The following is a 13,330-nucleotide window of genomic DNA, read 5'->3' on the forward strand; positions in this document are numbered from 1 at the left end:
GGTCGGCGCGCGGGCGGGCGCCGTCGCGCAGGTCGTGACAAAAGGCACCGCCCCGCGGCCGAGGGCTCGGCTACCTTGGCGCCATGGTCGATCCCCACCCCGCCCCACCTGTCGCGCCCGTCCCCGGCAGCGTGCCGGGCGCCGCGCCCGACCCCCGGCCCACGGCTCCGCCGGGACAGCCCGCGCCCCCGGACCCCACCGCCGCGCTGTCCCTGCGCGCCCTGTGGAAGCGCTTCGGGGAGAAGATCGCGGTCGCCGGCATCGACCTGGACGTGCCGGCGGGCTCGTTCTACGGGCTCGTGGGCCCCAACGGCGCCGGCAAGACGACGACGCTCTCCATGGCGACGGGCCTCCTGCGGCCCGACGCCGGCTCCGCGCACGTCCACGGGACGGACCTGTGGGCCGACCCGGTCGCGGGCAAGCGCCAGCTCGGCGTCCTGCCCGACGGCGTCCGGCTCTTCGACCGCCTCACCGGCGCCCAGCTCGTGACCTACGCGGGCCTGCTGCGCGGCATGGACCGCGACACGGTGGCGGAGCGCACCACGGAGCTGCTCGCGGCCCTCGACCTCGCGAAGGACGCCAACACGTTCGTCGTCGACTACTCCGCGGGCATGACGAAGAAGATCGCGCTCGCGACCGCGCTCATCCACGCGCCGCGCACGCTCGTGCTCGACGAGCCGTTCGAGGCCGTCGACCCGGTCTCCGCGGCCAACATCCGCGACATTCTCGCCGGCTACGTCGCCAGCGGCGGGACGGTCGTGGTGTCGTCGCACGTCATGGACCTCGTCCAGCGCATGTGCGACCACGTGGCGGTCGTCGCGGGCGGGCACGTCCTCGCGGCCGGCACCGTGGACGCGGTGCGCGGCGACCAGAGCCTGGAAGACCGGTTCGTCGAGCTCGTGGGCGGTCGGCAGAGCACGGAGGGCCTCGCGTGGTTGCGCAGTTCGTAAGGCTCAAGCTCACGCTCATGGGGAACTCGTTCCGCCGGAGCGTGTGGCAGACCATCGGCTTCGTCGTCGGGGTCCTCTACGGGCTGTTCGTCGTCGGGATGCTCGTCGTCGGGATGGTCGTCCTCGGCACCGAGGACGCCGCACTCGCGGGCTCGATCACGATCCTCGCCGGGGCGCTCGCCGTCCTCGGGTGGTGGGTGATCCCGCTCTTCGCGTTCGGCGTGGACGCGACCCTCGACCCGCAGCGCTTCGTGCTGTTCGGCATCCCGCAGCGCCGGCTGCTCGCCGGCCTCGCCGTCGCGGGCGTCGTCTCGATCCCGGGCATCGTCACGGCCCTCGCGGCGCTCGGCGCGTCGTTCGCGTGGTGGCGCACGCCCCTCGCGGTCCTCGCCGCGCTCGTGGGAGCCGTGGTCGCGGTCGCGCTGTGCGTCGTCGGCTCGCGCGCGACGACGACCGCGCTGGCGCCCCTGCTCGAGTCGCGGCGCTACCGCGAGGTCGTGACGATCGCCGCGTTCGTGCCGCTCGTCCTCATCGGGCCCGCGTTCGCGTGGCTGGGGTCCCAGCTGGGCGGGGGCCCGGTCGACGGCGACGCGGTGCGCGGCATGGTGACGCGCCTCGCCGACGTCGCGGCCTGGACGCCGTTCGGCGCGCCGTGGGGCCTCGGCGCCGCGGTGCACGACGGCGCGTGGGGCCTCGCGCTCGCGCGGCTCGTCGTCGCGCTGGCGACCCTCGCGGTCGCGTGGGTCGTGTGGGACAAGGCGCTCGCGCGCGCCCTCGTCACGCCGCCCACCTCCGGCGGGGGCGGCCGCGCCAAGGGCCTCGGCTTCTTCTCGCGCTTCCCGGCGACGCCCACGGGCGCCGTCGCCGCGCGCACGGCCACCTACTGGCTGCGCGACCCGCGCTACTCCGGGTCGATCGCGGTCGTGCCGCTCATCCCCGTCGTGCTGCTCGTCGTCGGCGGCGGCACCGGCTCGGAGATCTTCCTCGCGCTCGCGCCCTTCACGGCGTGGATCCTCGGCTTCTCCATCTCGGCCGACATCGCCTACGACCACACCGCGTTCGCGCTCCACGTGTCGTCGGGCGTCCCCGGGCGGGCGGACCGCTGGGGCCGGGCGCTCCCCGTGCTCGTCGCCGGCGGCGCCGTGTCCTTCCTGTTCGCGGTGGTCTCCGTCGCGGTGGCCGGGCGCTGGGACGCGCTGCCCGCGCTGCTCGGCCTCACCGCGGGCGTGCTGCTCACCTCGACCGGCATCTCCAGCGCGACGTCGGCGCGCCTGCTCTACCCGGTGCCCAAGCCGGGCGACAGCCCGTTCAAGCAGCCGCAGGGCGCCGCGATGGCGACCCTCGTCGCCCAGACGGTCGCGATGCTCCTCGTCCTGGCGCTGTCCCTCCCGTTCCTCGTCCCGGGCGTCATCGCGATCGTCGCCGACCTGCCCGTGCTCGGGTGGGTCACCCTCGCGGTGGGCGTGGTCGTGGGTGCCGTGGTGCTCGTGCTCGGGGTGCGGTGGGGTGCCCGCACGTACGACCGCCGGGCACCCGAGCTGCTCCAGCGCGTGCTGTCGTACGCCTGACGCGCGGGCCGGGACCGCGCGCCGCGGTCCCGGCCCGTAGACTCGGCCGACGTGGCACTCACTATCGGCATCGTCGGCCTGCCCAACGTCGGCAAGTCCACCCTCTTCAACGCCCTGACGCGCAACCAGGTCCTCGCCGCGAACTACCCGTTCGCGACGATCGACCCGAACGTCGGCGTCGTGTCCCTCCCGGACCCGCGCCTCGACAAGCTCGCCGAGATCTTCGGCAGCCAGCGCGTCCTGCCCGCCACGGTGTCGTTCGTCGACATCGCGGGCATCGTCAAGGGCGCGAGCGAGGGGGAGGGGCTCGGCAACAAGTTCCTCGCGAACATCCGCGAGGCCGACGCCATCTGCCAGGTGACGCGCGCGTTCTCCGACCCGGACGTGGTCCGCGTCGAGGGCTCGACGGACGCCGAGGGCGACATCGAGACCATCAGCACCGAGCTGATCCTCGCCGACCTCCAGACGCTCGAGAAGACGGTCCCGCGCCTCGAGAAGGAGGTCCGGATCAAGAAGGGCGACGCCGCCCTCCTCGACGCGGCCCAGAAGGCCCAGGCGGTCCTCGAGGCCGGCACGACCCTCTTCCAGGGCGCGGCCGCCGCGGGTCTCGACCTCGCGGACGTCGCGAGCCTGCAGCTCCTCACGGCGAAGCCGTTCATCTACGTCTTCAACACCGACGACGCGGGCCTCGCCGACGAGGACCTCCAGGCGCGCCTGCGCGCGCTCGTCGCGCCCGCCCAGGCGATCTTCCTCGACGCCAAGTTCGAGTCCGAGCTCGTCGAGCTCGAGCCCGACGAGGCGAAGGAGATGCTCGCGGAGTCGGGCCAGACCGAGGCCGGCCTCGACCAGCTCGCGCGCGTCGGCTTCGACACGCTCGGCCTGCAGACGTACCTCACCGCCGGGCCCAAGGAGGCCCGCGCGTGGACCATCCGCAAGGGGTGGACGGCGCCCCAGGCGGCCGGGGTCATCCACACCGACTTCGAGCGCGGCTTCATCAAGGCGGAGGTCGTCTCGTTCGAGGACCTCGTCGAGACCGGCTCCGTCGCTGCGGCGCGCGCCGCGGGCAAGGCGCGCGTCGAGGGCAAGGACTACGTCATGGCCGACGGCGACGTGGTGGAGTTCCGCTTCAACGTCTGAGACGCAGGTCACAGCCCTGGACGCCCGCCGCATCGTGAGACGCGGCGGGCGTCCACGCGTCCGGGGCCGGAGGTTTCGCGCGTGTTTCCCGGCCGTCGCGGCCCGGAAACGCGCCCGTACCGGCCAGTATCAACTCGGTAACGATCACCTGCCGCAACCGGGCAAGGGGGAGATCCTTCGCAACTTGCTGGGTAGCGTGGCCTCAAACCGTGGTGGGCATGCCCGTCCACGCGCGCCGACCCCCGGGCGAGCGCGCGAGCGACGGGGCGGCCGAGGGGCGATCGACGCCCGCTCGTCCGCGCCCACCATCCCTTGGAGGAGGAACATTGAAGATCAGGCGCACGAGTGCCGCCCTGGCCGTGACGGTCACGGGGGCGCTGCTGTTCTCGGCGTGCAGCGGCACGTCGGGTGAGGGCGAGACCGACGGCGGCGACGACGCGGGCATCAACACCGCGACCGCCGTCACCGTCGCGTGGGAGGCTCCGCTCAACGAGCTCAACCTGAGCTCCCAGAACGGCAACGCGACGCAGAACGCCGTCATCAACTACATGCTCAACTCGGGCTTCAGCTACTACGACGCCGACCTGAACATCGTCAAGGACGAGTCGTTCGGCACGTACGAGAAGCTCTCGGACGACCCGCTGACGGTGAAGTACACGTTCGGTGACGACACCAAGTGGTCGGACGGCACGCCGGTCGACGCGACGGAGATCCTGCTGGACTGGGCCGGTCAGTCCGGCAAGTTCAACACGGTCGAGGCCCAGACGGACGAAGAGGGCAACGTCACGAACCAGGCCGAGGTGGACGCCGGTGTCTACTTCGACGGCTCGGACCCGGGCGTCGCGCTCATCTCGCAGAACCCCGAGATCTCGGACGACAACAAGTCGATCACCGTCGTGTACGACAAGCCGTTCGGTGACTGGGAGCTCAGCTGGACGAACGAGTTCGTCCCGGCGCACGTCGTGGGCCAGAAGGCGCTCGAGATCGAGGACCCGGAGGAGGCCAAGGCCGCCGTCCGCGACGCGATCCTCAACAACGACACCGCGGCGCTGGCGAAGATCTCGAAGTTCTGGAACGAGGGCTTCGAGTTCACCTCGCTGCCGGACGACCCGTCGCTCTACGTCTCCAACGGCGCCTACACGCTGGAGGAGTACAAGGAGAACCAGTACCTCACGCTCAAGGCGAACCCGGACTTCAAGGGCAAGAACAAGGGCTCGGTCGAGACGATCACGGTCCGGTACATCGACGACCCGATGGCCCAGGTCCAGGCGCTCGAGAACGGTGAGGTCGACCTGATCGGCCCGCAGGCCTCCGCGGACGTCCGCACGGCGCTCGAGGGCCTCGACGGCGTCGAGACCCACTCGGGCATCGAGGGCACGTACGAGCACGTCGACCTGGTCTTCCAGAACGGTGGTCCGTTCGACGCCAACACCTACGGTGGCGACGCCGAGAAGGCCAAGGCCGTGCGCCAGGCGTTCCTGCTGACGATCCCGCGCCAGACGATCGTCGACAACCTCATCAAGCCGCTGAACCCGGACGCCGAGGTGCGCAACTCGAACATCCTGCTCCCGGGGTCGCCGAACTACGACCAGATGGTCGCCGAGAACGGCTCCGACTTCTACCCGCCGGCGGGTGACATCGAGAAGGCGAAGCAGCTGCTCGCCGACGCCGGCGTCGCCACCCCGGTCAAGGTGCGCTTCGCGTACAACAACGAGAACACGCGTCGCGTGAACGAGCTCGCGCTCATCACCGACACCGCGGCGCAGGCCGGCTTCGAGATCGTCGACACGGGCCGCCCGGCCGCCGAGTGGGGCACGCTCCTCGCCACCGGCCAGGACCAGTACGACGCGTCGCTCTTCGGCTGGCAGTCGACCTCGACCGCGGTCACCGAGTCGGACGCGAACTTCCGCTGGGCGCCGAACCCGGGCGTCAACAACTACGGCAAGTACGACAACCCTGCCGTGGACGCCGCGCTCGACAAGCTCCAGGTCTCGACGGACCCGGAGGAGCAGTTCCAGCTCCAGCTCGAGGTCGAGAAGAACCTCTGGGCCGACGGCTTCGGCGTGACGATCTTCCAGTTCCCCGCCATCCAGGGCTGGGACGAGAACCTGAAGGGCGTCGAGTCGATCACGATCAGCCCGACGATCTTCCACGGGTTCTGGAACTGGACGTTCGAGGGCTGAGTGCCCTGAGTCCGTGACGCGCCCTGCCGCCGCCCCGTGCGGCGGCAGGGTCGTCCAGGTGTGAGACCGGGGGTCCCGGCGGCTTTCCGCCCGGGGCCCCCGGTCCTCGCGTGCACCCGCCCCGACGCCCAGACCCGCGGCGTCCCGGGCCCTCGGTTCACGACCACGCGAGACCCGCGCGTAGAATCGACCGGCCCCTGACCCGGGGTCCCTACCGACCAGCGAGGTAAGACCTCCGATGTTCTCCTTCATCTCGCGGCGTGTGCTGGCAGGGTTGGCGACCCTCCTCGTGTCCACGTTCGCGATGTACCTGCTCGTCGACGCCGCGATCCGGCCGTACATCTTCGCGGATCTCGAGTCGAGCACGAAGCCCAACAAGGCCCAGCTGATCGCCCAGCGCACCGCCGACCTCGATCTCGACACCCCGTCGGTGATCCGCTACTTCAAGTGGCTCGGCGACTTCGTGACCGGTGACCTCGGCACGGCCTGGCAGAGTGGCCAGTCCGTCTCGACCCTGCTCCAGGGCGCGGTCATCTCGACGATCCAGCTCGTCGCCGCCGCGACCGTCCTTGCCGTGGTCTTCGGCGTCATGGTCGGCATCGTCAGCGCGCTGCGGCAGTACAGCACCTTCGACTACCTGACGATCTTCGTCTCGTTCGTGCTCTACTCGCTCCCGGCCTTCTGGGTCGCCGTCCTGCTCAAGCAGTGGGGCGCGATCGGCTTCAACGACTTCCTCCGCGACCCGAACCTCTCGATCCTCGTGATCGTGGGCATCGGCGCGATCTCCGGCCTGCTGTGGTCCCTCGCCTTCGGCGGGACCGCGCGGCGGCGGCTCACGGTCTTCGGCCTGGGCTTCGCGGCGAGCGCGCTCGCGCTGCTCTACCTGCAGCTCTCCGGCTGGTGGGAGAAGCCGAACCTCGGGCCGGTCATCATCGTCGTTACGGGCGCCGCGCTGGCCTTCGCCATCACCGCGCTCGTCTCGGGCCTGAAGAACCGCCGCGCCCTGTACGCGTCGCTCACCACGGTCCTGATCGGGGTCGTCGTCTACTTCCCGATCCAGTCGGTCCTCAAGCAGGTCGACAACTGGTGGATCGTGCTGGTGCTCGCCGTGGTCACCGTCGGCGTCGGCATCGGGGTCGGGTACGCGTGGGGCGGTCCCGACAAGGGCGTGTCCGCGCGTGCTGCGGCCATCACCGCGTTCCTCGTCGGGTCCATGGTCTTCGTCGACAAGGTGATGTCGGTCTGGCCCGCGTACTTCGGCGCACCGGCGATCAACGGCCGGCCCATCCCGACGATCGGCAACAGCACGCCGAACCTCGGCGGCAACTTCTGGGTGCAGGTCCTCGACCAGTACACCCACCTGCTGCTCCCGACGATCGCGCTCGTGCTCATCCAGTTCGCCGGGTACACCCGCTACTCGCGCGCGAGCATGCTCGAGGTGATGAGCCAGGACTACATCCGCACGGCGCGGGCGAAGGGTCTGCCGGAGCGGACCGTCGTCATGCGCCACGGGTTCCGCAACACGCTGATCCCGCTCGCGACGATCGTCCCGATCGACGTCATCACGCTCCTGGGCGGCGCGATCATCACCGAGAAGGTGTTCGCCCGGCCCGGCATGGGCCTGCTCTTCCTCAACGCGCTGCAACGCGGCGAGATCGACCCCGTCATGGCGTACCTCGTCATCGTCGCGGCCCTCGCCATCATCGCCAACATCGTGGCTGACCTCATCTACGCAGCCCTCGACCCGCGGATCCGGGTGAACGCATGACCAACACACCGAACGACGCGTCGCAGAGCGGCGCGGTCGAGAACCAGATCGAGCTGCGCGAGGTCGAGGGCCTGTCCCAGGGCCAGATCGTCCGCCGTCGCTTCTTCCACCACAAGGGCGCCGTGGTCGCGCTCGTCGTGCTGATCGGCATCGTCGCGCTCGCGATCACCTCGATCGGCATCGGCGGCTGGCAGGGCTGGTACGCCTACAAGCCGTCCGGGCAGGGGTCCACGTACCCCCTGGTCAACGGCGGTGCACCGTCCGAGGCGCACATCTTCGGCCAGGACGAGGCAGGTCGTGACGTGTTCGCCCGCGTCATGCAGGGCACCCAGACCTCGTTGCTCGTCGTGCTCTCCGTCGGCGTCATCGCGACGATCGCGGGCGTCCTCGTCGGGGCGCTCTCCGGGTACTACCGCGGTCGTACCGACTCGTGGCTGATGCGGTTCACGGACCTCATCATCACGATGCCGGTCATCGTCATCGGTGCGGTGCTGGCCCTGCTCTCGGGCGGCAGCAACGCGCTCATCCTCGGGGCGTTCCTCGGGCTCGTGCTGTGGCCGCCGCTCGCGCGCCTCGTGCGCGGCGAGTTCCTCTCGCTGCGCGAGCGCGAGTTCGTCGACGCCGCCCGGGTCGCGGGCGCGAGCGACCGGCGGATCATCTTCAAGCACATGCTGCCGAACGCGGTCGGCGTGATCATCGTCAACGTCACGCTGCTCATGAGCTCGGCGATCCTGCTGGAGACCGCGCTGAGCTACCTCGGCGTCGGCATCCAGGCGCCGGCGACCTCGCTCGGCAAGCTCATCAGCGACTACCAGGAGGCGTTCGCGACGCGTCCGTGGCTGTTCTGGTGGCCGGGTCTGTTCATCGTCGCCATCGCGCTGTGCGTCAACTTCATCGGTGACGGCCTGCGCGACGCGTTCGACCCCCGTCAGAAGCGCATCCCCTCGGAGCGCAAGATGGCCCGTGCGAAGCGCGTCGCCCGCCCGACGGCCGCCACGGCGCCGAGCGCGACCGGCGAGGCCGGGGCCAGCTGATGACCGCCGTCGTCGCCGCCCGCCCGGGAGGTCGTGGACCTCTCGGGCGGCGCGGCGCGCCGCGGTCAGGCGGTGAGCGCCACGACCGTCCCCACCGCGAGCGCGCCCAGCACGGCGAGCTGCACGACGTGCCACGTCGTGCGGGCGCCGGGGGCGCCCTGGACCGCCCGGTCGAGGTGGCCGGCCGCCGTGAGCATCGCGTGGCGCTGTGTCACGGCGTCGGCCACGGCCTCGGCGCTCGCGCCGGTGACCACCTGCTCCTGGCCGACGGCGCGCCGTCGCGAGCTGCGCAGCCAGCGGGCCGTGCCGCTCGAGCGGGGCGCGGACCACGCGGTCACGCGTCCGCCGGCGTAGCGCACCTCGAGCGAGTAGCGGGTGTCGACGCCCTCGTACGCCGTCCACGGCACGTGCACGGTGCGCGTGACGTTGCGGACCTCGACCCCGCCGTCGGACACCTCGACGGCGGGACGCCAGAACAGCATCCAGACGAGGTACGTCACGAGCGCGGCGGGCACCAGTGCGCCGACGACCGCGCCGACGTCCCCCGTCAGGGCCGTGCTCACGCCCAGGGCGACGGCGACGACGCCCGTCGCCACCGTGAGAACTCGGCCGTACGTCGAACGGAAGACCAGCGTGGGACCCATGCGCCCATGCTCGCAGAGTCGCGGCGCCACGAGCGCCGGCTCCGGCAGGAAGGACACTGATCAGCGTGGCCATCGAGACGTCTCCCGCGGCCCCGGCCGCGCGCCAGGGCAGCCCCGTGCTGACCGTGCGCAACCTCGGCGTGGACTTCTACGTCGACAAGGCCTGGTACCCCGCGGCCGCGGACGTGAGCTACGACCTCCACTCCGGTGAGGTCCTCGCGATCGTCGGCGAGTCCGGCTCGGGCAAGTCCCAGTCGTCGCTCGCGCTGCTGGGCCTGCTCCCGCCGAACGGCCGCGCCAGCGGCTCGGCCAAGCTCGGCGACCGCGAGCTCATCGGCATGTCGCACGGCTCGCTGCGGCATGTCCGCGGCAAGGAGATCTCCATGATCTTCCAGGAGCCGATGACGGCGCTGAACCCCGTCTACACGGTGGGCTTCCAGATCGTGGAGACCATCCGGACGCACTTCAACGTCGGTCCCGCCGACGCGAAGAAGCGTGCGATCGAGCTCCTGCGGCTCGTCGAGATCCCCGAGCCCGAGCGCCGGTTCGACGCGTACCCGCACCAGCTCTCCGGCGGTCAGCGCCAGCGCGCGATGATCGCGCAGGCCCTCGCGTGCGACCCGAAGCTCCTCGTTGCCGACGAGCCCACCACGGCGCTCGACGTCACTGTCCAGGCGGAGATCCTCAAGCTCCTGCGCGACCTGCGCTACCGCGTCGACGCGGCGATCATCCTCATCACGCACGACATGGGCGTGGTCGCCGACATGGCGGACTCGATCATGGTCATGAAGGACGGCCAGGTCGTCGAGCGCGGCACGTCGGCCGAGATCTTCGGCAACCCGCAGCACCCGTACACGGTGCGCCTTCTCGAGGCCGTGCCGCACCTCGGCTCCAAGCGCGGCACGACGACCGCCACGGACCGCGTGCCGGCGGGCGCCCCGGTCCCGGAGCGGCCGCTCGTGCTCGACGCGCAGGACATGGTCATCGAGTACCCGGGCCGCGGCCGGCAGGCGGCGTTCCGGGCGGTCGACGAGGTCTCGCTCCAGATCCACCAGGGCGAGGTCGTCGGCTTGGTCGGCGAGTCCGGCTCCGGCAAGACGACGATCGGCCGCGCGGCCGTGGGTCTGCTGCCCGTCACGGGCGGCTCGCTGAAGATCGTCGGGACGGACATGGTGGGCGCCCGGCCCAAGGACCTCAAGCCGCTGCGCACCGAGGTCGGCATCGTCTTCCAGGACCCGGGGTCGTCGCTCAACCCGCGCCTGCCCATCGGCGAGTCGATCGGCGAGCCGCTCATGCTGCACAAGGGCGTCAAGGGCAAGGAGCTCAGCCGTGAGGTCGAGCGCCTGCTCGACCAGGTCGAGCTTCCCCGGGCGATGCGCAACCGCTACCCGCACGAGCTCTCCGGCGGTCAGCGCCAGCGCGTCGGCATCGCGCGGGCGCTCTCGCTCGAGCCGAAGCTGCTCGTCGCGGACGAGCCGACGTCGGCCCTCGACGTGTCGGTCCAGGCGAGGGTCCTCGACCTGTTCACCGACCTGCAGCGCGAGCACGGGTTCGCGTGCCTGTTCATCTCGCACGACCTCGCGGTCGTGGAGCTGCTGTCCGACCGCATCGCCGTGATGCACAAGGGCAAGCTCGTCGAGGTGGGCGACACGTCGCAGATCGTGCACGAGCCGAAGCACGCGTACACGCAGCGCCTGCTCGCCGCCGTCCCCGTCCCGGACCCGGCCGCGCAGCGCGAGCGCCGCGCCGCGCGCGACGCCCTCCTCGAGGCCGCCGCCCGCGACATCGCGAACGACGAGGTGTCCTCGCTGGCGGACGAGGAGCGCGCGCTCGCAGCGGCGCGCGAGGACGTGGACCACGAGCGCAGCGCCCCGCCCACCGCGGGCGCCGGCTTCTGACCGCACGCTCCACGGCTCGCTGAGCCCTCACGACGCCCCGGGGGCGGCCGCGCACGCGGCCGCCCCCGGGGCGTTCCCGCTGCCAGGACCGGCGTTGTTGCTGCCGGGGCGGGCGTTCCGGTTGCCGGGGCCCGCGCGTCCGACAAGCCTTGAGACCATGAACGCCCCGCACCACGAGACGCCCCGCGAGCCAGCACGTGACGAGGAGGCCGCGCCAGCGCCCGACGGGGGAGGGGCCGACGCGCCCCGCGACGGGGGCGCCGCGACGACCGGCGCCGCGACGACCGACGCCGCGACGGCCGATGCCGTGGCGACGGACGCCGTCGGGCCGGGCACCGGCTCCGCGCCGGTCGTGTCCTCGCACGATCCCGACGCCCCGCGGACGGGTCGGCCGGACCCGCGCGTCTTCTACCCGGCGGCGGGCATCATCCTGGTCTTCGTCCTGCTCACGGTGCTGTTCACGGACACCGTCACGTCCGTCATGGAGACCCTGCAGTCGGACGTGATCGGCGCCTTCGGGTGGTACTACGTCATCGTCGTCGCCGGCTTCGTGGTCTTCTCGCTGTGGATGGGTCTGAGCCGGTTCGGCGACATCGTGCTCGGCAAGGACGAGGAGACCCCGCTCTTCCGCCTGCCCGTGTGGTTCGCGATGCTGTTCGCCACCGGGATGGGTATCGGCCTCGTCTACTGGGGCGTCGCCGAGCCGCTCTCGCACTACGTGAACCCGAAGCCCGGCGTCGAGGGGAGCGACGCGTCGCTCGCGCAGGCCGCGATGGGGCAGAGCTACCTGCACTGGGGCATCCACGCGTGGGCGATCTACGTCGTCGCGGGCCTCGCGCTCGCGTACGCGATCCACCGCAAGGGCCGCCCCGTCTCGATCCGCTGGGCCCTCGAGCCGTTGTTCGGCGACCGCGTGAAGGGGCGCCTCGGCGACGTCATCGACGTCGTCGCGATCATCGGGACCGTCTTCGGCGTCGCGACGTCGCTCGGTTTCGGGGTCCTCCAGATCGCGGCCGGACTCGGGTACCTCGACGTCGTCGAACCGAGCACCGCGCTCGAGATCGGGCTCATCGCCGCGATCACGGCCCTCGCCACGCTCTCCGTCGTCTCGGGCCTGGGCAAGGGCATCAAGTGGCTGTCGAACGGCAACATGGTCCTCGCCGGCGTCGTGCTGGCGCTCGTGCTGGTTCTCGGCCCGACGCTGTTCCTCCTGCGCGAGTGGGTCCAGTCGCTCGGCTACTACCTGCAGAACGTCGTGCGCCTCACGTTCGACACCACCGCCTTCCAGGGCCAGGCCGGCCTCGAGTGGCAGTCGCAGTGGACGATCTTCTACTGGGGCTGGTGGATCTCCTGGGCCCCCTTCGTCGGGGTGTTCATCGCCCGGATCTCGCGCGGTCGCACGGTCCGCGAGTTCGTCCTCGGCACCCTCCTCGTCCCGACGATCGTCACGACGCTCTGGTTCTCCGTGTTCGGCGGGTCGGCGCTGTACCGCGAGCTCATGGAGCCCGGCAGCATGCTCGTCGACGGCGAGGTCGACACGGACACCGCGCTCTTCCAGCTGTTCGACGGCCTGCCTCTCGGGAACGTCCTCGCCGTGGTGGGGATCGTGCTCATCGTCGTCTTCTTCGTGACGTCGTCGGACTCCGGCTCGCTCGTCGTCGACATGCTCGCGAGCGGGGGTAACCCGAACCCGCCCACCTGGAGCCGCATCTTCTGGGCGGGTACTTCCGGCCTGCTGGCCATCGCGCTCCTGCTCGCGGGCGGTCTCCAGGCGCTGCAGACGGCGGCGATCCTCATCGCGCTGCCGTTCTCCGTGGTGATGATCGGGATGGCGGTGTCCACGGTGCGTGCGCTCCGGGTCGAGCACGCCGCGATCCTGCGCGCCGAGCGGCGCGCGGCGCGCGCCGCCCTCACCGAGCACGTGACGACGCGCGTCTCGGAGTCGATCTCCGAGCAGTGGGAGGAGCTCTACCCCGACCGCCCGGACCGGTGGCGCGCGCTCGTGCGTCGGCCGCGGCGCAAGACGCCCTCCGGAGGAGGCACCTCCTGAGGAGGCACCTCCGAACGGTGCACGACGGCGGGCATGGTGTCCCGAGCGCGGACCCGGTAGGATAGCCGGGCCCGGGTGACGGCCCGTGCTCCGTGATG

The 13,330-nt window shown here is 71.4% G+C and carries 9 protein-coding genes; 8 read left to right on the forward strand and 1 reads right to left on the reverse strand.

The window, feature by feature from the left end:
* Positions 1-83: 83 nt before the first annotated feature.
* The 6 genes from ACI769_RS01070 to ACI769_RS01095 all read left to right on the forward strand — a co-directional run bounded on the left by ACI769_RS01070 (position 84) and on the right by ACI769_RS01095 (position 8,640).
* On the forward strand, positions 84-950 hold the full coding sequence (locus tag ACI769_RS01070; protein WP_085388271.1) for an ABC transporter ATP-binding protein: 867 nt from the start codon (positions 84-86) through the stop codon (positions 948-950).
* Positions 932-2,518 (forward strand): hypothetical protein, encoded by a 1,587-nt coding sequence (locus ACI769_RS01075; protein WP_085388270.1) that lies wholly within the window; start codon positions 932-934, stop codon positions 2,516-2,518. Before ACI769_RS01070 ends, ACI769_RS01075 begins: the two co-directional genes overlap by 19 nt.
* A gap of 51 nt (positions 2,519-2,569) precedes the next feature.
* Positions 2,570-3,655 carry a redox-regulated ATPase YchF gene (gene ychF, locus ACI769_RS01080; RefSeq protein WP_034651448.1) on the forward strand — a complete coding sequence of 362 codons (1,086 nt, stop codon included), beginning with the start codon at positions 2,570-2,572 and terminating at the stop codon, positions 3,653-3,655.
* A gap of 326 nt (positions 3,656-3,981) precedes the next feature.
* The gene (locus ACI769_RS01085) at positions 3,982-5,838 is read left to right on the forward strand and encodes an ABC transporter family substrate-binding protein (protein ID WP_085388269.1); all 1,857 of its coding nucleotides are present in this window, start codon (positions 3,982-3,984) and stop codon (positions 5,836-5,838) included.
* Between the two features lie 238 nt (positions 5,839-6,076).
* A complete protein-coding gene (locus tag ACI769_RS01090) occupies positions 6,077-7,606 on the forward strand; it encodes an ABC transporter permease (protein WP_021482266.1) in 1,530 nt (509 codons plus the stop codon).
* The gene (locus ACI769_RS01095) at positions 7,603-8,640 is read left to right on the forward strand and encodes an ABC transporter permease (RefSeq protein WP_085388268.1); all 1,038 of its coding nucleotides are present in this window, start codon (positions 7,603-7,605) and stop codon (positions 8,638-8,640) included. Before ACI769_RS01090 ends, ACI769_RS01095 begins: the two co-directional genes overlap by 4 nt.
* Positions 8,641-8,705: 65 nt before the next feature.
* Here the strand turns inward: ACI769_RS01095 and ACI769_RS01100 are convergent, their stop codons facing one another.
* The gene (locus ACI769_RS01100; RefSeq protein ID WP_081599989.1) at positions 8,706-9,284 is read right to left on the reverse strand and encodes a PH domain-containing protein; all 579 of its coding nucleotides are present in this window, start codon (positions 9,282-9,284) and stop codon (positions 8,706-8,708) included.
* Between the two features lie 65 nt (positions 9,285-9,349).
* On the opposite strand from ACI769_RS01100, the gene ACI769_RS01105 reads away from it, so the two are divergent.
* Positions 9,350-11,182 (forward strand): ABC transporter ATP-binding protein, encoded by a 1,833-nt coding sequence (locus ACI769_RS01105; RefSeq protein WP_034651454.1) that lies wholly within the window; start codon positions 9,350-9,352, stop codon positions 11,180-11,182.
* A 157-nt stretch (positions 11,183-11,339) separates the two neighbouring features.
* Entirely contained in the window at positions 11,340-13,232 is a 1,893-nt protein-coding gene (locus tag ACI769_RS01110; protein ID WP_085388267.1) for a BCCT family transporter, read from the forward strand.
* The last annotated feature ends 98 nt before the right edge of the window (positions 13,233-13,330 follow it).

This window comes from Cellulosimicrobium sp. RS (assembly GCF_046159675.1).
Taxonomy (GTDB): domain Bacteria; phylum Actinomycetota; class Actinomycetes; order Actinomycetales; family Cellulomonadaceae; genus Cellulosimicrobium; species Cellulosimicrobium funkei.